The 19,323-nt window shown below is 61.4% G+C and carries 15 protein-coding genes and 2 riboswitches; of the genes, 12 read left to right on the plus strand and 3 right to left on the minus strand.

Annotated features, from left to right (window positions below; translation table 11 throughout):
- Positions 1–7: 7 nt before the first annotated feature.
- Positions 8–212, minus strand: a riboswitch (cobalamin riboswitch).
- Between the two features lie 165 nt (positions 213–377).
- Positions 378–577: riboswitch (cobalamin riboswitch) on the plus strand.
- A gap of 92 nt (positions 578–669) precedes the next feature.
- Genes cobW through AACY44_RS18060 form a run of 4 tightly spaced genes read left to right on the plus strand, consistent with a single transcriptional unit; the run spans position 670 to position 7,150 of the window.
- Complete coding sequence (gene cobW, locus AACY44_RS18045) at positions 670–1,731, plus strand: cobalamin biosynthesis protein CobW (protein WP_339428036.1); 1,062 nt, start codon at positions 670–672, stop codon at positions 1,729–1,731.
- A 3-nt stretch (positions 1,732–1,734) separates the two neighbouring features.
- Positions 1,735–5,496: a cobaltochelatase subunit CobN gene (gene cobN / locus AACY44_RS18050; RefSeq protein WP_339438880.1), complete on the plus strand. Its 3,762-nt coding sequence runs from the start codon at positions 1,735–1,737 to the stop codon at positions 5,494–5,496.
- Complete coding sequence (locus AACY44_RS18055) at positions 5,496–6,494, plus strand: ATP-binding protein (protein ID WP_339418353.1); 999 nt, start codon at positions 5,496–5,498, stop codon at positions 6,492–6,494. The genes cobN and AACY44_RS18055 overlap by 1 nt, the downstream gene beginning before the upstream one ends.
- A gap of 2 nt (positions 6,495–6,496) precedes the next feature.
- Positions 6,497–7,150 (plus strand): vWA domain-containing protein, encoded by a 654-nt coding sequence (locus AACY44_RS18060; RefSeq protein ID WP_339418508.1) that lies wholly within the window; start codon positions 6,497–6,499, stop codon positions 7,148–7,150.
- Between the two features lie 51 nt (positions 7,151–7,201).
- On the opposite strand, the gene AACY44_RS18065 is transcribed toward AACY44_RS18060, so the two are convergent.
- Entirely contained in the window at positions 7,202–8,149 is a 948-nt protein-coding gene (locus AACY44_RS18065) for a DUF1853 family protein (RefSeq protein ID WP_339438879.1), read from the minus strand.
- 145 nt (positions 8,150–8,294) lie between these two features.
- Here AACY44_RS18065 and AACY44_RS18070 point away from each other — a divergent pair, with 145 nt between their 5' ends.
- From AACY44_RS18070 to AACY44_RS18105, 8 genes are all read left to right on the plus strand, one after another.
- On the plus strand, positions 8,295–9,185 hold the full coding sequence (locus AACY44_RS18070; protein ID WP_003217892.1) for an NAD(+) kinase: 891 nt from the start codon (positions 8,295–8,297) through the stop codon (positions 9,183–9,185).
- The gene (locus AACY44_RS18075; protein ID WP_339428032.1) at positions 9,185–10,156 is read left to right on the plus strand and encodes a metallophosphoesterase; all 972 of its coding nucleotides are present in this window, start codon (positions 9,185–9,187) and stop codon (positions 10,154–10,156) included. The genes AACY44_RS18070 and AACY44_RS18075 overlap by 1 nt, the downstream gene beginning before the upstream one ends.
- Positions 10,153–11,022, plus strand: a complete 870-nt coding sequence (locus tag AACY44_RS18080) for a rhomboid family intramembrane serine protease (protein ID WP_339418358.1) — start codon at positions 10,153–10,155, stop codon at positions 11,020–11,022. The genes AACY44_RS18075 and AACY44_RS18080 overlap by 4 nt, the downstream gene beginning before the upstream one ends.
- 14 nt (positions 11,023–11,036) lie before the next feature.
- Positions 11,037–11,297, plus strand: coding sequence for a YeaC family protein (locus AACY44_RS18085; protein WP_339418360.1), 261 nt, complete (start codon positions 11,037–11,039; stop codon positions 11,295–11,297).
- On the plus strand, positions 11,294–12,124 hold the full coding sequence (locus AACY44_RS18090; protein ID WP_339418509.1) for a DUF2797 domain-containing protein: 831 nt from the start codon (positions 11,294–11,296) through the stop codon (positions 12,122–12,124). The genes AACY44_RS18085 and AACY44_RS18090 overlap by 4 nt, the downstream gene beginning before the upstream one ends.
- Before the next feature lie 14 nt (positions 12,125–12,138).
- A complete protein-coding gene (gene pepN, locus AACY44_RS18095; RefSeq protein ID WP_339530780.1) occupies positions 12,139–14,796 on the plus strand; it encodes an aminopeptidase N in 2,658 nt (885 codons plus the stop codon).
- A gap of 81 nt (positions 14,797–14,877) precedes the next feature.
- Positions 14,878–16,008 (plus strand): cell division protein ZapE, encoded by a 1,131-nt coding sequence (zapE, locus tag AACY44_RS18100; RefSeq protein ID WP_339418363.1) that lies wholly within the window; start codon positions 14,878–14,880, stop codon positions 16,006–16,008.
- A 145-nt stretch (positions 16,009–16,153) separates the two neighbouring features.
- A complete protein-coding gene (locus AACY44_RS18105; RefSeq protein ID WP_339436730.1) occupies positions 16,154–16,645 on the plus strand; it encodes a GNAT family N-acetyltransferase in 492 nt (163 codons plus the stop codon).
- A gap of 97 nt (positions 16,646–16,742) precedes the next feature.
- Here the strand turns inward: AACY44_RS18105 and AACY44_RS18110 are convergent, their stop codons facing one another.
- Positions 16,743–16,946 (minus strand): hypothetical protein, encoded by a 204-nt coding sequence (locus AACY44_RS18110; RefSeq protein ID WP_339428029.1) that lies wholly within the window; start codon positions 16,944–16,946, stop codon positions 16,743–16,745.
- A 151-nt stretch (positions 16,947–17,097) separates the two neighbouring features.
- Positions 17,098–19,323, minus strand: coding sequence for a TonB-dependent siderophore receptor (locus tag AACY44_RS18115; RefSeq protein ID WP_339530781.1), 2,226 nt, complete (start codon positions 19,321–19,323; stop codon positions 17,098–17,100).

The following is a 19,323-nucleotide window of genomic DNA, read 5'->3' on the forward strand; positions in this document are numbered from 1 at the left end:
CGCGGGTTTTTTATCTGATTTTCGGGCCGGTCTCCGGGCTTGCGAGGGGCATTGTGCCTAATTAAGCATCGCCTTCCCATGCCTTAGCGGCACAGTGGATCTGACGCTTCACTCGCTTACCGTTGCGGGGGCAGCACCGGACTTGCCATATGTTATGGCTCACCGGTTTCCCGTTTCACCCTGTGAAGGGCACCCGAAACAAGGTGTGTAGGAGAGCATGGGGGTGGGAGGGGAGTCAATTGGGGAGGGCATATCCGTTATTTGGGTAATGGCTGCTATTGGTTCCGGCGTGAGGGCGGAACCAATAGCAGCTGTAACCGCAGAAACGGATATGTACGCCAACCCAACCCCATCATTGACCATCCCCCAAGCACTGCGTAGCCTTGCACCCTCGAGGTTCTTCGGCCCAGGCCGAAGCTAAGAAGGGAACGCGGTCCAATCCGCGGCTGCCCCCGCAACTGTGAAGGGTTTATCTGACTGCCACGCCACTGCCGATACGGCGGGAAGGCGCAGCCAGCGCCGGTCGCAAGACCCGCAAGCCCCAAGCCAGGAGACCTGCCTCGCAACCGATTTTCAATTCAACCGGGCGGGGTGATCCGGTGACGAAAACCGCTGCTGCGCGCCGTCGCAGGGCCTATCGTCCCGTATGCCCGCCCCAAAGGGCATCCGATGAAAACACTGGCCAAACTCCCCGTCACCATCGTTACCGGCTTTCTCGGCTCGGGCAAAACCACCTTGCTGCGCCATATGCTCGACAACGCCCAGGGCCGTCGTATTGCCGTGATCGTCAACGAATTCGGCGAGCTGGGCATCGACGGTGAAATCCTCAAGCAGTGCTCCATCGGTTGCACCGAAGAAGAAGCCAGCGGCCGTGTTTACGAACTGGCGAACGGCTGCCTGTGCTGCACCGTGCAAGAAGAATTCTTCCCAGTGATGCGCGAACTGGTCGCGCGTCGCGGTGACCTTGACCATATCCTTATCGAAACCTCCGGGCTGGCCCTGCCAAAGCCGTTGGTACAAGCCTTCCAGTGGCCGGAGATCCGCAGCGCCTGCACCGTTGATGCGGTGATTACCGTGGTCGACAGCCCGGCCGTGGCCGCTGGCACGTTCGCGGCATTCCCGGATCAAGTGGATGCCCAGCGCAAACTCGATCCGAACCTGGACCACGAATCGCCACTGCACGAACTGTTCGCTGACCAACTGGCCAGCGCCGACCTCGTTATCCTCAATAAATCCGACCTGATCAGCCCTGAAGACCTGGCCCGCGTGCGCCTGGAAGTCGCCGAAGAGCTGCCGCCAGCGGTGAAGATCATCGAAGCCAGCAGCGGTCGCGTGCCGTTGGACGTGCTGATTGGCCTGGGCGCTGGCTCTGAAGAGCACATCGACGGTCGTCACAGCCATCACGATCACCATCACGAGGGCGAGGACGATCATGACCACGATGCCTTCGACTCCATTTCCATCGACCTGCCGCAGGCTGACGAAGCGCTGCTGCTCGATGCGCTGAACCAATTGGTCGTGCAACACGGCATCCTGCGCGTCAAAGGCTTCGCTGCCATCCCGAACAAGCCGATGCGCCTGCTGATCCAGGGCGTGGGCACGCGTTTCGACAAACACTTTGACCGCGCCTGGGGCGCCGACGAAGCCCGCATAACGCGACTGGTGCTGATCGGCCAGGCGCTGGACGCAGCGGGCCTTGAAGCGCAACTGCGCGCTGCCCTCAGCGTTTAACCCATGCACCTGCTCAGGACCCAGCCCGGTGGTTTCGTCTCAGACGACAATATTGCCGACCTTGGCCAAACCCCCGCTGAACTGGTGATCTTGTGCAGCGGTGATTCGAGCCTCGCACTGCTGGCCGAAGCCGCCCAGCACTTGCCGGACGATTACCCGACGTTTCGCCTGGCCAACCCGATGCAAGTGCAGAACCATGCCTCGGTCGACCTGTACGTCGATGAGGTGCTGCGCCACGCCAAGGTCATCCTGATTTCGCTGCATGGCGGCATTGGTTATTGGCGTTACGGCATCGAGCGTCTGGTGGCGTTGGCGGAACGCGGCGTGCAACTGATCCTGGTGCCGGGGTGTGATCGCCCGGACCCTGAGCTCAGCGGCTTGAGCACTGTTGGCGCACAGGAGCGTGACCGCCTGTGGCACTTTCTGCGCCAGGGCGGCCTGGCTAACGCGCTGGATTTTTACCGCTGCCTGGCCAGTGCCTACCTAGGCCAAGACTACGCCTGGGCCGAACCGCAAACCCTGCCGCGCACGGCGATTTATCACCCGCACAACGCCACTGCCCGCCTGAATGATTGGCAGGCGGATTGGAACGCTGATTGGCCGGTGGCGGCGGTGCTGTTCTACCGCTCGCATTTGCAGGCCGCCAATACCGGCTTTATTGATGTGTTCTGCGAGCGCTTGCAGGCGGCGGGGTTGAACCCGTTGCCGATGGCGGTGGCCAGTCTTAAAGAGCCCGGCTGCCTGACGGTGGTCGAGGACTTGCTGGATGAGGTCGGCGCGGCGGTGATCCTCAACACCACCGGTTTTGCCCAATCCAGCCCCGAAGCGCCGCATTTGCGGCCGTTTCGCCGCAATATCCCGGTGATCCAGGCGATCTGCGCCCAGGACAATCAGCCCGGCTGGGAGGCCAGCGAGCAAGGCCTCGGCCCGCGCGATCTGGCGATGCACATTGCGTTGCCGGAGCTGGACGGGCGCATCATCAGCCGGCCGATCAGCTTCAAGGACCTGGCCTGGCGCAGCGAGCGCAGCCAGTCGGATGTGGTGTGCTATCGAGCAGCGCCCGAGCGTATGGATTTCGTGGCTGAGCTGGCGCGGCGCTGGGTCGAACTCGCGCGGGTGCCGAACGCGCACAAGCGTATCGCATTGATCCTCGCCAACTACCCAACTCGCGATGGCCGTATCGGTAACGGCGTAGGCCTGGATACGCCCGCAGCGGCGCTGAATATCCTGCGTGCCCTGCAGGCCGAAGGCTATCCGCTGCCGGACACGTTGCCCGACAGCGGCACTGCGCTGATTCATCAACTGCTGGGCGGTGTCACCAACGACCTGGACAGTCTCGACCTGCGTCCGTGCCATCAAAGCCTGGGCCTGGACGACTACGAGACACTGTTCAGTCGCTTGCCCGAGGCTAATCGTCGAGCCGTGATGGAACGCTGGGGCACGCCTCATAACGATCCGATGTGCCGCGACGGCCGGATGATGATCGCCGGCCTGCGCCTGGGACTGACCTTCGTCGGTATCCAACCGGCGCGGGGTTATCAGGTCGACGCCAGCGCGGTGTACCACGACCCGGACCTGGTGCCACCCCATGGCTATCTGGCGTTCTATTTCTGGCTGCGCCATACCTACGGCGCCCACGCTGTGATTCACGTGGGTAAGCACGGCAACCTCGAATGGCTGCCGGGCAAGGGCGTGGGCCTCTCGGAAAACTGCTGGCCCGATGCGCTGCTGGGGCCGCTGCCGAATATCTATCCGTTTATCGTCAACGACCCAGGTGAGGGCGCCCAGGCCAAACGGCGTACCCAGGCGGTGATCATCGATCACTTGATGCCGCCGCTGACCCGCGCCGAAACCTATGGCCCGTTGCGTGACCTGGAGTTGTTGGCCGACGAGTATTACGAGGCGCAACTGCTCGACCCACGCCGCGCCCTGGAATTGCAGAAAGACATCCTCACGCTGGTGCGCGAAACCCGTATCGACCAGGAGCTTGAGCTGGACAAGGACGCCGACGCCGCCATCTGGCTGCCGCGCCTCGATACCTACCTGTGCGACTTAAAGGAATCGCAGATCCGCGACGGCCTGCACATCTTTGGCGAGTCGCCTGAAGGCCGCTTGCGTATCGACACCTTGCTCGCCTTACTGCGCATCCCGCGTGGTGACGGCCGAGGTCCGCAATCGAGTGTGCTGCGAGTGTTGGCCAAGGCTTTCGAGCTGGGCTTCGACCCACTCGACTGCGCCCTGGCCGAACCCTGGACCGGGCGCCGGCCCGACGTGTTGCTGAAAATCGATGAGCAGTTGTGGCGCACCGCCGGCGATACCCGTGAGCGCCTGGAGTTGTATGCAGCGCGGCTGATCGAACAGGCGTTGGAAGGGCCGCTTGAACAATTGGAAGCGCCCGGTTGGGAGGAGGTGAAGGCGGTGATCGAGAGCCTGCGCAGAGTCGTGGCGCCATGCCTGGACGCCTGTGGGCCGGCAGAAATGCGCGGGTTGCTGGACGCCTTGAGCGGCCGCTTCGTGCCTGCCGGCCCCAGTGGCGCACCGAGTCGCGGGCGTTTGGACGTGCTGCCGACCGGGCGCAATTTTTTCACCGTCGACGTGCGCAACTTGCCGACCACCACGGCCTGGCGCATTGGCTTCCAGTCGGCCAACCTGATTCTTGAGCGGCACCTGCAAGACCATGGCGACCACCTGCGCCAGCTCGGCCTGTCGGTGTGGGGCACCGCCACCATGCGCACTGGCGGCGACGATATCGCCCAGGCCATGGCGCTGATGGGCGTGAGGCCGGTGTGGGCGACGGGCAGCCAGCGCGTGGATGACTTTGAAATCCTGCCGATCAGCCTGTTGGACCGTCCGCGCGTTGACGTGACGTTGCGCGTGTCCGGCTTTTTCCGTGACGCCTTTGCCAACCTGATCCGCCTGTTCGACGCGGCGGTGCAGGCGGTGGCCGCGCTGGACGAACCAGACGACATGAACCCGCTGGCGGCCAAAGTGCGCAGTGAACGTGAGGCGTTGTTCAAGTCGGGCCTGGACGCAGAGGCCGCAGCGAAACAGGCCGGCTGGCGCATCTTCGGCGCGAAACCCGGCGCCTATGGTGCGGGTGTGCAAGGCGCGATCGATGGTCGCCTGTGGCAAAGCCGCGAAGACTTGGCCGAGGTCTATTTGAACTGGGGCGGCTACGCCTATGGCGGCTCCGATGAGGGCACCGCCGCCCGCGAGCAATTCGCCCAGCGCTTGAGCCAGGTGCAGGCGGTGTTGCAGAACCAGGACAACCGCGAGCACGACCTGCTCGACTCCAATGATTACTACCAATTCCAGGGCGGCATGCTCGCCGCCGTGGAAACACTGAGTGGCGAAAAGGCCGCCAGTTACCACGGTGACCACAGCCAGCCGGACCTGCCGAAGATCCGAACGCTGAAGGAAGAGCTGAACCGGGTGATCCGTTCCCGCGCCGCCAACCCCAAGTGGATCGACGGCGTGAAGCGCCATGGCTATAAAGGTGCGTTTGAAATGGCCGCGACCGTGGACAATCTGTTCGCGTTCGATGCCACCACCGCGCTGATCGACGATCATCAATACGCCTTGCTCGCCGACGCTTACCTGCTGGACCCTGACACACGGGCCTTTGTGCAAGAGCACAATCCCGACGCCCTGCGTGACATGACCGAACGCATGCTGGAAGCGCAGCAACGTGGCCAGTGGCAGGAGCCGGGGGCTTATAAAGAGGCGTTGGAAAACCTGTTGCTGGATATAGAAGAAGACAGCTGATGACTGATACTCCGCATTTTCCGCTGTCCGCCGTGGTCGGCGCCGACGACTTGAAATTGGCCCTGTGCCTGACTGCCATCGACCCGAAGATCGGCGGCGTGCTGATCGAAGGCCCGCGTGGCATGGCCAAGTCCACCTTGGCGCGGGGGCTGGCAGACCTGCTGGCCAGTGGTCAATTCGTCACCTTGCCCTTGGGCGCTACCGAAGAGCGGCTGGTGGGGACGCTGGACCTGGACGCCGCATTGGGCGAAGGCCGCGCGCAGTTTTCCCCCGGCGTCTTGGCCAAGGCTGACGGCGGCGTGCTGTATGTCGATGAAGTCAACTTGCTGGCCGATCACCTGGTGGACCTGCTGCTCGACGTGGCGGCCAGCGGCACCAACCTGATCGAGCGTGACGGCATCTCCCATCGCCATTCGGCGCGTTTTGTACTGATCGGCACCATGAACCCGGAGGAGGGCGAGTTACGCCCGCAACTGCTCGACCGCTTCGGTTTCAACGTGGCCTTGAGTGGGCAGACCCTGCCGGTCGAGCGTGGGCAAATCATCCGTCGTCGCCTGGACTTTGACAGCGACCCGGCGGCGTTCTGCGCGCATTGGGCAGAGCCCCAAGCCGCTCTGCGCGAGCGCTGTACCCAGGCGCGGGCGCGACTCGACACCATCGCACTGGATGACCAGGCACTGGCGCAGATCACAGAGCGGTGCTTTGCCGCCGGTGTCGATGGCTTGCGTGCGGATCTGGTTTGGCTGCGCGGCGCCAGGGCGCACGCGGCATGGCGCGGGGCGGATGCGATCGCCGAGGAAGACATCGAAGCCGTCGCCGAGTTTGCCCTGCGCCATCGCCGCCAGGCACCATCGCCGCCGTCCAATGCGCCGAGTAAAGGGCAGTCGCCAACGTCCTCCGACACGTCGCCGGGTCAAGGCCAATGGGGTGACATGCCCGCACCGGCCCTGCCCACGGGCGCACGCCGGGATGTACCCACCTGGCCAAAAAAGCCCTAGGCATTCGCCCTCGACCTGACGCGGGGGCGGATGCCCGGCCCAAGGCAGGACGACTCGATAGAGGCAGGCACGGTAAGGTCCGGAGTGCGAAACAGGGTTCGATCAATTGGCCGGGCACTCTGCTCGATGGCCGGCCGCAATCGCGAGAGGATCTACGGTTTCACCTGCGCAGTCGCTCGGCCCATGAGTTGTGGCTGGTGATTGTCGATGCGTCGGCGTCAACCCGGCGCCATCGTGCGCTCACCGATGCCAAAGGTTTGCTGGCCCAGTTGTTTGATGACGCCTACCGCCAACGCGCGCGGATGGCCTTGTTGACGGCCAGCGGGCAATCGCCCAAATGGCAGGTACAGGGACTGAAAGCTGCGAAGGGTTTGGCCGGATGGTTGGACCTGTTGGGGGCGGGCGGGGGCACGCCGTTGTTCGCGGCGCTGACTGAGGCTGGGAATTGGCTGGCGGTGCGGCGTAAGCGGTTTCCGACTGAGCAGCAGCGCTTGTTGGTGATCACCGATGGGCGGCTTAAGGATGTCGCAGGACTGCCGTTGCTGGAGTGCTCGGGATTATTGATAGACATCGAGCGTGGGCCGATCAGGTTGGGCCGGGCTGAGGAGTTGGCGGCTGGGTTGCAGTTGGATTATCAGCATATCGATAAGGTGTAACGCCTGGGCCGCCGCCTTCGCGAGCAAGCCCTCAACTACACCACAAGGTTATCAGCCCGCCCCCGGCACATTCGGCCAAAGATCCGCCACCAGAAACAGCCGCTCAGCCTCTTCCCAATCCTGACCCACCTGAACCAGCCGTACTAATAGCTGCGCTGGAGCCATCGGATCCAGGTCCGCCAGCCAACCCTGCATCTGCTCCTCACTCCATACCTCATCCGCTGGGTAATGCGCCGGCGCCAGCCATGCATGCCGGGGCAGGGGTTGCCAGCGGCCGGGGGCGCTGGCGCTGACAAATGCCCGCCAGTCGCGCTGATGCAACCAGCGCCCACGCAAATGCTGCGGGTGGGCACCCACGGGTGCCTGCGCTTCACCGGGCCAGGGATACAGCAAATACCCGCCCAGCCACAAATGCGCATCGAACTGCTGGATATCCAGCGCCGCCAACACCTCGCGGCTCTCCGCCCGCGCCGAGATTGGCAATTGGTGCTGGGCCAGATGCGCCAGCTTGCGGTCCAGCCGATCATGACAACCCGGCCCCAGCCACTGCGCCGTGTCCTGGCCGTCGCCGTCCTGCGGCCCCAGATAGAGTTTGATCGCCAGTTCCAAGTGATGCACGCCATCGCGGTCGCGCAGCAACATATCCAGCTCGCCGAGGGTATGCCCGGCGCGGCGGATCGGCAGGTTGGCGGCCAGCAACTCCACGCCCGGCGCATGCTGCACGGCGAACTGCCATAACCGCTCGTAATAAAGCCCAAGACGACGGGTACGGGCCAGGCTCAGCCAGTGTTGCAAGGGGCTGCTGTCGTGATCGAGTGCACGTAGCCATTGTTCGAGCAGGTGTGGCGCTTGCACCCAATCACTGCCGGCCAACGGGTGGCGTTGCGGCCACGGCGTCTGCGCCAGCATTGGCGGGGCGAGCATCACCCACGCCAAGTCGCGCACTTCAGGGTGGCGCAGCTGGCGGGGCAGTGTCTGCAGATCCGGGAACACAGTCATGGTCCGAGCATAGCCTTTTAACGGGGGCTCAGGTGGCTGAGAACCGTTTTCATCAAGGGTTCATGGCGACAAAGGATTTTGCCTGGGGCGGCCTTTCGCCCATAATCGTTCTTTTTTGCCCCACCCCAAATCCCGCAGGAGCCCCATGGAGCAATTTCGCAATATCGGCATTATCGGTCGCCTGGGCAGTACCCAGGTGTTGGACACCGTCCGCCGGCTGAAAAAATTCCTGCTGGAACGCCACCTGCACGTGATCCTCGAAGACACCATCGCCGAAATCCTACCAGGCCATGGCCTGCAAACCTCGTCGCGCAAGATGCTCGGCGAAGTCTGCGACATGGTTATCGTGGTTGGCGGCGACGGCAGCCTGCTCGGCGCCGCCCGGGCCCTGGCGCGGCATAACGTGCCGGTACTGGGGATCAACCGGGGTAGCCTGGGGTTCCTCACCGATATCCGCCCCGATGAGCTGGAAGTCGAAGTGGCCAAGGTGCTCGACGGCCATTACCTGGTGGAAAACCGCTTCCTGCTGCAGGCCGAAGTGCGCCGCCACGGCGAAGCCATCGGCCAGGGCGACGCCTTGAATGACGTGGTGCTGCACCCCGGCAAGTCCACGCGAATGATCGAGTTCGAACTCTATATAGACGGCCAGTTCGTGTGCAGCCAGAAGGCCGACGGCCTGATCGTCGCCACGCCGACCGGCTCCACCGCCTACGCGCTGTCGGCGGGTGGCCCGATCATGCATCCCAAGCTGGATGCCATTGTGATCGTGCCGATGTATCCCCATATGTTGTCCAGCAGGCCCATCGTGGTCGACGGCAACAGTGAGCTGAAAATCGTAGTGTCCAAAGACATGCAGATCTACCCGCAGGTGTCCTGTGACGGTCAGAACCATTTCACCTGCGCGCCCGGTGACACCATCACCGTGAGCAAGAAGGCACAGAAGTTGCGGTTGATCCACCCGCTGGACCACAACTACTACGAAGTGTGCCGCACCAAGTTGGGCTGGGGCAGCCGCTTGGGGGGTGGAGGCGACTGATGCTCGATCCCGCGCGTAGCTACGACCTGATTGGTGACGTGCACGGTTGCGCTCATACCCTTGAGCACTTGCTCGAGCGGCTGGGGTACCACAAGCAGGGCGGCACCTGGCGTCATCCTTCGCGTATGGCGGTGTTCCTCGGCGATATCATCGACCGTGGCCCTCGTATCCGCGAGGCGTTACATATCGTCCACGACATGGCCGAGGCTGGCCAGGCGCTGTGCATCATGGGCAACCACGAATTCAACGCACTGGGCTGGAGCACGCCAGCACCGCCGGGCAGCGGCAAGCAGTTCGTGCGTGAGCGCAACCCACGGCATGCGCGGTTGATCCACGAGACGCTGACCCAGTTCGAACACCACCCGGCCGACTGGCACGACTTCCTCGGCTGGTTCTATGACATGCCGCTGTTTGTCGACGCCGGGCGTTTCCGGGTGGTCCACGCGTGCTGGGATGACGGGTTTATCGAGCCACTGCGCGCGACCTTCCCGGACGGCTGCATCGACCAGCACTTTCTGCAGGCCGCCGCCGTCCCGGGCAGTTTTGCCTGCAATGCGTTTGACCGCCTGCTGCGCGGCACCGACATGCGCCTGCCGGATGGCCTGACGCTGACCGGTGGCGACGGCCTGACGCGCTCGTTTTTCCGCACCAAGTTCTGGGAAGACGACCCCAAGACCTACGGCGACATCGTGTTCCAGCCCGACGCACTGCCGGAGCCGGTGGCGCGCACGCCGTTGTCGTCCACTGAAAAGAATTCCCTGCTGCGCTACGGCGTCGACGAGCCTTTGCTGTTCGTCGGCCATTACTGGCGCAGCGGCAAACCGGCGCCGATCCGCGACAACCTGGCCTGCCTGGACTACAGCGCGGTGCTGTACGGCAAGTTGGTGGCGTACCGCCTGGATCAGGAACCCCGCCTGGATCCGCGTAAATTTGTATGGGTCGACGTTGAGCGGCCCGAGGTCATCACATGAGTACTGTGGCTGTATTGCGTCTGCCGCTGAGCGTCGACTTGGGTGGCTTCGTGAAGCTGCTGCAACGCATGCAAGTGCCCCATCGCATCAGCGAGGAATCGGGCGAGCAAGTGTTATGGGTGCCCGAGACCATCAGCGACGATGTGCGCGTGCTGTATCAGCGCTTTCCTGCGGGTGATCCGGACCAGCAACTGGATATTCCTGAGCAAGCGCCGGTCAAGCGCCCGGGTTTTGTCGAGCAACTGCGGCATAGCCCTGTGACGGCGTTGGTGCTGCTGGCGAGCATCATCGTTGGCGCGGTGACCTTGCTTGGCGAAAACCTGCAGGCCATGAGCTGGCTGACGTTCCTGCCGTTTCGCATTCTCGGTGAGTACATCCAGTTCACGCCGCTGGCCGATACACTGGCCTCGGGCCAATGGTGGCGGTTGGTTACGCCGATGCTGATCCACTTCGGCATCCTGCACCTGGCCATGAATGGCATGTGGTACTGGGAGCTGGGCCGGCGCATCGAAGCGCGCCAGGGCAGTATCAACCTGCTGGGGCTGACGCTCTTGTTCAGCCTGGTCTCCAACTACGCTCAATACGCCTACGGCGGCCCCGGGCTGTTTGGCGGTTTGTCCGGCGTGTTATATGGCCTGCTTGGGCATTGCTGGATTTTTCAACTGCTGTCGCCGAACCCGGCTTATCGCCTGCCCCGTGGGGTGCTGGCGATGATGCTGATTTGGCTGGTGCTCTGTATGTCGGGGCTGATCTCGATGATCGGCTTCGGCGAAATCGCCAACGCTGCCCATGTCGGCGGCCTGGTTATCGGTTGCTTGACCGGCTTGCTGGGCGGGTTGTACAGCCGCCGCAAATCGTCTATTTGATAAGGAAGAGCCTCATGTCCTCTTTTGCTGAAATGATTGAAAACATCACCCCGGACATCTACGAGAGCCTCAAGCTCGCCGTGGAAATCGGCAAGTGGTCCGATGGGCGCAAACTGTCCCCTGAACAGCGCGAGCTGTCTCTGCAAGCCGTGATCGCCTGGGAACTCCAGAACTTGCCGGAAGACCAGCGCACCGGCTACATGGGGCCGCAGGAATGCGCGTCCAAGTCCGCGCCGGTGCCGAACATCCTGTTCAAGTCGGATGCGATCCATTGATTGAAATTGGTCGTGGTGCAGTCAGCAAGATGTCGGCGCAACTCGGTGAGCCGACCGTTCAATACGCGTTTCGCCTTGGCGATGCCGAGGTGCCGGTTAATCCGTTGATCGGCACGCACATTCGCCTGGAATACCTCGGTGCCATCCATTGCAGCCATTGCGGCCGCAAGACCAAGACCAGCTTCAGCCAGGGGTATTGCTACCCGTGCATGACCAAGCTGGCCCAGTGTGACCTGTGCATCATGAGCCCCGAGCGTTGCCATTACGACGCCGGCACCTGCCGCGACCCAGGCTGGGGCGAGCAATTCTGCATGACCGACCACGTGGTCTACCTGGCGAATTCGTCGGGGATCAAGGTCGGCATCACCCGTGCCACTCAACTGCCGACGCGCTGGCTGGACCAGGGCGCGAGCCAGGCGCTGCCGATCATGCGCGTGGCGACCCGCCAGCAATCCGGTTTCGTCGAGGACGTGCTGCGTAGCCAAGTGGCCGACAAGACTAACTGGCGCGCGCTGCTCAAAGGCGATGCGCAGCCTGTCGACCTCAAGCACGTGCGTGATGAACTGTTCGCCTCCTGCGCCGAGGGCCTGCTGAGTTTGCAGGAACGCTTTGGGCTGCAGGCCATCCAAACGATTGCCGACATCGAACCGATCGAAATCCGCTACCCGGTCGAGCAGTATCCGACCAAGATCGTCAGCTTCAACCTGGACAAGAACCCGATTGCCGAAGGCACGTTGCTGGGGATCAAGGGCCAATACCTGATCTTCGACACCGGCGTAATCAACATTCGCAAGTACACGGCCTATCAGCTCGCCGTGCATCAGTAAAAAGGATGCCACCCATGCGCACCGAACAACCGAAGATGATTTACCTGAAGGACTATCAGGCGCCGGACTACCTGATTGACGAGACGCACCTGACCTTCGAGTTGTTCGAGGACCACAGTCTGGTCCATGCGCAACTGGTGATGCGCCGCAACCCGGAGCGCGGCGCAGGTTTGCCGCCGCTGGTTCTGGATGGCCAGCAGCTGGAGCTGTTGAGCGTGAACCTCGCCGATCAGGCGTTGACAGCCGATGAATATCAGCTGACCGACAGCCACCTGACGGTGCATCCGCAGAGTGCGACGTTTACCCTGGATACCACGGTAAAAATCCACCCGGAAACCAACACCGCCCTGGAAGGCTTGTACAAGTCCGGCAGTATGTTCTGCACTCAGTGCGAGGCCGAAGGCTTCCGCAAGATCACTTACTACCTTGACCGCCCGGACGTGATGAGCACATTCACCACCACGGTGATCGCCGAGCAACACCGCTATCCGATCCTGCTGTCCAACGGCAACCCGATCGCCAGCGGCCCCGGCGAAGACGGCCGCCACTGGGCGACCTGGGAAGACCCGTTCAAGAAGCCTGCCTACCTGTTCGCCTTGGTAGCGGGTGATTTGTGGTGTGTTGAAGACACCTTCACCACCATGACTGACCGCACTGTGGCGCTGCGCATCTATGTCGAGCCGGAAAACATCGACAAGTGCCAGCACGCCATGACCAGCCTGAAAAAATCCATGCGCTGGGACGAAGAAACCTACGGCCGTGAGTACGACCTCGACATCTTCATGATTGTCGCGGTGAACGACTTCAACATGGGCGCCATGGAAAACAAAGGCCTGAATATCTTCAACTCCAGCGCCGTGCTGGCCCGCGCCGAAACCGCCACCGACGCCGCCCACCAGCGCGTGGAAGCGATCGTTGCCCACGAATATTTCCACAACTGGTCGGGCAACCGCGTGACCTGCCGCGACTGGTTCCAGCTGTCGCTGAAGGAGGGTTTCACGGTGTTCCGTGATTCGGGCTTCTCGGCTGATATGAACTCGGCCACGGTCAAGCGCATCCAGGATGTGGCGTACCTGCGTACCCACCAGTTCGCCGAAGACGCCGGCCCCATGGCTCACGCCGTGCGCCCGGACAGCTTTATCGAAATTTCCAACTTCTACACCCTGACGGTGTACGAAAAGGGCTCGGAAGTGGTCGGTATGATCCACACCTTGCTCGGCGCTGAAGGCTTCCGTAAAGGCAGCGACCTGTACTTCGAACGCCATGACGGCCAGGCCGTGACCTGCGACGACTTCATCAAGGCCATGGAAGATGCCAACGGCGCCGACCTGACTCAGTTCAAACGCTGGTACAGCCAGGCCGGCACGCCACGTTTGGCGGTGAGCGAGTCCTACGACGCAGCGGCCAAAACCTACAGCCTGACCTTCCGCCAGAGCTGCCCGGAAACCCCGGACAAGGTAGAGAAACTGCCGTTCGTGATCCCGGTGGAATTGGGCTTGCTGGACGCGAAGGGCGAGGGTATCGCCTTGCGCCTGGCCGGTGAAGCGGTTGCGGGCGGCACGTCGCGTGTGATCTCGGTGACCGAGGCCGAGCAGACCTTCACCTTCATTGATATCGCCGAGCAGCCTTTGCCTTCGCTGCTGCGCGGTTTCTCGGCGCCGGTGAAGCTGAGCTTCCCGTACAACCGCGATCAACTGATGTTCCTGATGCAGCATGACAGCGATGGCTTCAATCGTTGGGATGCCGGTCAGCAGCTGTCGGTGCAGGTGTTGCAGGCGCTGGTTGGTCAGCATCAACAAGGCCAGGCCTTGAAGATGGATCAGCGGTTGATCACCGCGCTGCGCAGCGTGTTGAGCGACGAACGCCTGGACCAGGCAATGGTTGCGGAGATGCTATCGTTGCCGGGTGAAGCCTACCTGGCCGAAATCAGCGAAGTGGCGGATGTGGATGCCATCCACGCCGCCCGTGAGTTTGCGCGCAAGCAACTGGCCGACAACCTGCATGAAGAACTGTGGCTGCGCTACCAGGCCAATCGCGAGCTGTCCAAGCAAACGCCGTATGTTGCTGCCGCTGAGCATTTTGCCCGTCGTGCGTTGCAGAACATCGCGCTGTCGTACCTGATGCTTAGCGGCAAGCCGGAAGTCCTGGCCGCGACGCTTGAACAGTTCGACAGCAGCGACAACATGACCGAGCGCCTGACCGCACTGGCAGTGTTAGTGAATTCGCCGTTCCAAGTGGAGAAGGCGCAGGCGCTGGCCGTGTTTGCCGACAACTTCAAAGACAACCCGCTGGTCATGGACCAGTGGTTCAGCGTTCAGGCCGGCAGCACCTTGCCGGGCGGGCTGGCGCGGGTCAAAGCGTTGATGGAACACCCAGCGTTCACGTTGAAGAACCCGAACAAGGTGCGCGCCTTGATCGGCGCCTTTGCCGGGCAGAACCTGATCAACTTCCACGCAGCGGACGGCTCGGGTTATCGCTTCCTGGCGGACCTGGTGATCGAGCTCAATGCCTTCAACCCGCAGATCGCTTCGCGCCAATTGGCGCCACTGACCCGTTGGCGTAAATACGACAGCGCGCGTCAGGCGCTGATGAAAGCGGAGCTGGAGCGCATTCGAGCGTCCGGCGAACTGTCGAGCGATGTGTTCGAGGTGGTCAGCAAGAGCCTCGCCTGAGTCACTACGCTGCAGTAAAAAACGGCCTGTCGGGCCGTTTTTTTACGGCTGTAGCTTTCTCCGTAGGCCATAATGCCGGGCATGACTTCTGACTCACCGCTCGCTGCCTACCAATACGCCATTGCTCAACAGGGCTTCGTTGCCGACGACGCCCAGCGTCGCGCGGTGGATGCGTTACAAGCCTGCCATGAAGCCTTGCATCAAGGTCGCGCGCCGATCACCGGCGTGTACCTGTGGGGGCCTGTGGGTCGTGGCAAGACCTGGCTCATGGATCAGTTCTACCAAAGCCTGCGGGTGCCCGCGCGGCGCCAGCATTTTCACCACTTCATGGGGTGGGTGCATCAGCGTCTGTTCCAACTGACGGGCACCCACGACCCTTTGCAGGCGCTGGCCCGGGAGCTCAGCCAGGAAGTGCGCGTGTTGTGCTTCGATGAACTGTTCGTCAATGACATTGGTGACGCGATCATCCTCGGTCGCCTGTTTCAGGTGATGTTCGAGGACGGCGTGGTAATGGTCTGCACCTCTAACCAACCGCCTGACCAGTTGTATGCCGATGGCTTCAACCGTGAGCGGTTTTTGCCCGGCATTGCGGCGATAGAGCAGCATTTGCAAGTGGTGGCGGTGGATGGCGCTGAGGATCATCGCTTGCACCCTGGCGCCGGCCTTCAGCGCTATTGGGTGAATCAACCCGATGCGTTGGCAGCTGTGTTCAAGCAATTGGCCGAAGACCAGGCAGTGAGCAGCGGGCCGATTCCCGTCGGGCATCGTTCTATTCTGGCTGTCCAGTCCTGTGAAACAGTGCTTTGGTGCCGTTATGCCGATCTCTGTGAGCAGCCGCTGGCCGCGATGGACTTCATGCTGATGTGCGATCGTTTCAATGCCATCCTGTTGAGCGAAGTCCCTAATCTCAGCGCGCAACAGCGCCCGGGCCGCATAGCCCGTGGCACCGAAGACGGCGCCCAGCGTGTGGTGGCCGGTGATCGCGAATTGCCGCAGTTGTCGGTGCACGACGATAGCGTGCGTCGGTTCATTGCATTGGTGGACGAATGCTACGACCGCAAGGTGCCGTTGTTCATCGAGGCTCAGGTGCCCCTCGAATGTCTCTATACCGAGGGTTACCTGGCGTTTCCTTTCCGCCGCACCCTGAGCCGTTTGCAGGAAATGCAGTTGCAGCGTTATGGCTCAAGCGTGTGCGAAAAGATCAGGAAATGAAAGATTCGCGCTTTTTTACCGGCACAACCTTCGCGTTTTCAAACGCATATTTGTAGTTAATCTCCTTCAGCAGGTGGTGATTCCACGTTTACAATTGGCCTCTCAAAGGGAGCCGAATCCCTTGTTGCCGTTATCGAGGAAGGAAATGGACACCCCTGACATCCTGGTGCTGCAAGCCAGCTACACGAACGCGGTGCATGCCGAAGCCATCGCGCTGGTGCTCAACCATTACGCCGAAGACGCGATGGGGGGCGGGCACAGCCTGGACCCGGATTTGCTAGCGCAACTGCCGAGCGAATTAGCCAAGCGTGCGCACGCGTTCAGCGTGTTGGCGTTTGTGAATGGAGAGCCGGCGGGGTTGGTGAATTGTTTTGAAGGTTTCTCGACCTTCGCCTGTCGCCCATTGGTCAACGTCCATGACGTGGCGGTAATGGATCGGTTCCGTGGCTTGGGCTTGAGTCAGAAAATGCTGCAGAAGGTTGAGGAAATCGCCCGCCAACGCGGTTGCTGCAAGATTACTTTGGAAGTGCTTGAGGGCAATGAAGTAGCGAAGGCCGCATACCGCAAGTTCGGGTTTGACGGCGCTAAATTTGATCCCGCTTATGGCGCCATGTTGTTTTGGAATAAGCCGCTGTAAAAAATAGTGTTATGACGGGCAATAAAAAAGGCGCCATTACATGGCGCCAAGCTAATCTTTGTCAACGGAGCGGAATGACAAAGAGTATGACGGTACATCAACTTTTTGGTTGCTGTGTTTCATCGGTTTTCGAGTTTTTAACCTCGCTGGAGGCCGTTTCCTCGGCTGGGCCGTTCATCTTGTCCTGCATGAAATTAAAGTTAGCGTAAAACTCTTTCGAGCGCTCTGAGCCGCCTTCGGCGAGGGCGGCGGCGGAAGTCAAGGTCATTAAGCCAGCCAGCATCAGCGTCGAGATTTTCATTGTCAGTATTCCCAAAAAGTGTGATCGGTGTCTGTTCTCTTAGATCAGACTCGTGGGGCCGATTATGTGCAGGGTGGATTAAGCGAAGCTTAATTGGATAGGCGTCAACCTTAACGATTTTGTTAAGGTTGGCGGTCATATAAGCTGTAGCTTAAAGCGTCCAATCCAGCGCAAGCGTGATAGCGCGCGGGTCGCCCCAATAAACGCCGTTATAGAAGCCGACGCGTTCGTAATATTTTTTATCAAATAGATTATTGACGTTGATCGACGCCGAAACGTGTTCGTCGAACTGGTAGCGGGACATCAGGTTGACCACTGCGTAGGCCTGCTGGGTGATTTTCGCCCGTTCGGTGACCCGCTGATTACCGACACGTTGGCCTGTAGGCCTGTCGCTGAACTCATAGATATCGCTCTGCCAGTTCACGGCACCACCCACCGTCAGGTTTCGCCACGTCCCCGGCAAACGGTAGGCGCTGGACACCTTCAGCAAATTCAATGGATGCCCGGTGTTGTTGCGCTTGTCCGAGCCATTAACGGAGTGGGTGTAGGTGTAGCCCGCCGTCAGGTTCCAGTCCGGCATCACTTCGCCGGCAACCTCCAATTCGAAGCCGTTGACCTTGTTACCTTTGCCGCCGGACTTGTAGTACTCCTCACCCGTGGTCGGGTTAGGCAGGGCCGATTCATCCCGCTCAGCGACGTTGTCCTGTGTGCTCCAGAAGTACGCGGCTGCCACATTCAAGCGCTCTTTCAGCAAACTTCCCTTGAGACCCACCTCATAGTGGCTGCCCACCACCGGTTCCAGGTACTTGCGGTTGACGTCCTTGAGGCTTTGCGGTTTGAAGATGTCGGTGTAGCTGGCGTAGACGGTGTATTCCGGCGTGATGTCGTAGAGCAGGCCGGCGTAAGGCGTCAACAGGTCGTTGTGGGTCTGGCGAGTCTTGTTGGCCGCGATCAACTGGTCATCGTCACCGTATTCGGGCGTCGCGCTCTCCAACGCCCAACTGCCATAGCGGCTGCCCAGTACGGCGTGCAAGCGCTCGGTGAGGCTCAAGCGCGTGGCCAAGTAGCCGGCTTTCTGTTGCTTGCTGCTGTGTTCACCCTTGAGGTCGGTAACGGTGTCGCCGAACGTGCCAATCCCGCCCATGTATTTCCAGTCTTCGATCGTGTAGTAGCCACCCGGTATGCTGCTGCGCATCACAGGGGACACGTCGCGCTGCGTGGCCTCGCCATAACCCATCATCAGTGCATGCTCGCGGCCCAGCAACGCGTAGCTGCCGGCAAGGTTGAGGTCCACAGCTTCCATTCTTGAGGTGCCACGCATGTGGCTGGCCCAGGCGGTCATGCCGCTGCGGTCGTCATTGGGGAAACCCGCGCCACCGTAGTACACCTTGCCATCCGTGTCGCTCTGGCGATGGGTATAGGCGGCCTTTAAATGCCAGTCACCGCCCAGCCGATGATCGAGGCTGGCGAAGGTTGTCTTGTCGGTCAGCGGCCAGGAACTCCAGTGCGCCGCCATATTGGTCGAGCGCGACAACCCGGCCTTGCCACCCTGGCTATTCCAGTAAGGCACGGTGCCCCAGGACGTGCCTTGCACTTGCTTGTTCTGGTAATCAAAACCTACGGCCAGCACGGTTTCGTCTGATAAATCTGCTTCAAGAATGCCGTAGCCAACCGACCGTTGCAGCCCGTAGTTATCACGCAAGGATTGGCTGTCGCGGTAGGCCAGCACCGTGCGCCCGCGCAGCTTGCCGTCGAACGCCAGCGGCCCGCCCACATCCATGTAGCTGTAGTAGTTGTCGTAGCTGCCGGCTCTTACCCCGGTTTGCGCCTGCCATTGAGCGGTAGGGCGCTTGCGCACCATATTGACCGTGGCGGAGGGGTCGCCGGCGCCGGTGGTCAAGCCGGTAGCGCCACGAACCACCTCAATGTGGTCGTAGATGATGGTGTCGGCATCGGATTTCATGTAGCCAAAGGTGTTGAGCATCCCATCAATCTGGTAGTTGCTGATGCCATAACCACGCGAGGAGTAGGAGACACGGTCGGAATCGTTGTGCTGAACGTTGACCCCCGTGGTCTGGCGCAGCACCTCTGTCAACGTATTGAGATTGAAATCATCCATCTGCTGGCGAGTGATCACCGAGATCGACTGCGGGGTTTCCTTGACGGACAGGTCAAGGCGGGTGGCGGTACTCATCGAACCGGTCGTGTAGGCGCCCGTGTGTTCAGTGGTGGCGCCAAGGCTCTCGGCGGTGATGCTCGTGGCGCCCAGTTCGAACGTTTTCTGTTCGGGGTCGGTTTCAGCCAACAGATCCGGGCTCGCGACCACGCTGAAGAGGCCGAGGGTGAAGGTCATGGAACGGGTTAGAGGCGCAAACAT

This window comes from Pseudomonas sp. RA_15y_Pfl1_P11 (assembly GCF_963970975.1).
GTDB classification, from domain to species: Bacteria; Pseudomonadota; Gammaproteobacteria; order Pseudomonadales; family Pseudomonadaceae; genus Aquipseudomonas; species Aquipseudomonas tritici.

What these genes read in the sequence shown, in the direction of transcription:
- cobW (WP_339428036.1), top strand. Translation starts at nt 670, where the DNA reads ATGAAAACACTGGCCAAACTCCCCGTCACCATCGTTACCGGCTTTCTC.
- cobN (WP_339438880.1), top strand. Translation starts at nt 1,735, where the DNA reads ATGCACCTGCTCAGGACCCAGCCCGGTGGTTTCGTCTCAGACGACAAT.
- AACY44_RS18055 (WP_339418353.1), top strand. Translation starts at nt 5,496, where the DNA reads ATGACTGATACTCCGCATTTTCCGCTGTCCGCCGTGGTCGGCGCCGAC.
- AACY44_RS18065 (WP_339438879.1), bottom strand. Translation starts at nt 8,149, where the DNA reads ATGACTGTGTTCCCGGATCTGCAGACACTGCCCCGCCAGCTGCGCCAC.
- AACY44_RS18070 (WP_003217892.1), top strand. Translation starts at nt 8,295, where the DNA reads ATGGAGCAATTTCGCAATATCGGCATTATCGGTCGCCTGGGCAGTACC.
- AACY44_RS18075 (WP_339428032.1), top strand. Translation starts at nt 9,185, where the DNA reads ATGCTCGATCCCGCGCGTAGCTACGACCTGATTGGTGACGTGCACGGT.
- AACY44_RS18080 (WP_339418358.1), top strand. Translation starts at nt 10,153, where the DNA reads ATGAGTACTGTGGCTGTATTGCGTCTGCCGCTGAGCGTCGACTTGGGT.
- AACY44_RS18085 (WP_339418360.1), top strand. Translation starts at nt 11,037, where the DNA reads ATGTCCTCTTTTGCTGAAATGATTGAAAACATCACCCCGGACATCTAC.
- pepN (WP_339530780.1), top strand. Translation starts at nt 12,139, where the DNA reads ATGCGCACCGAACAACCGAAGATGATTTACCTGAAGGACTATCAGGCG.
- zapE (WP_339418363.1), top strand. Translation starts at nt 14,878, where the DNA reads ATGACTTCTGACTCACCGCTCGCTGCCTACCAATACGCCATTGCTCAA.
- AACY44_RS18105 (WP_339436730.1), top strand. Translation starts at nt 16,154, where the DNA reads ATGGACACCCCTGACATCCTGGTGCTGCAAGCCAGCTACACGAACGCG.
- AACY44_RS18110 (WP_339428029.1), bottom strand. Translation starts at nt 16,946, where the DNA reads ATGAAAATCTCGACGCTGATGCTGGCTGGCTTAATGACCTTGACTTCC.
- AACY44_RS18115 (WP_339530781.1), bottom strand. Translation starts at nt 19,323, where the DNA reads ATGTTTGCGCCTCTAACCCGTTCCATGACCTTCACCCTCGGCCTCTTC.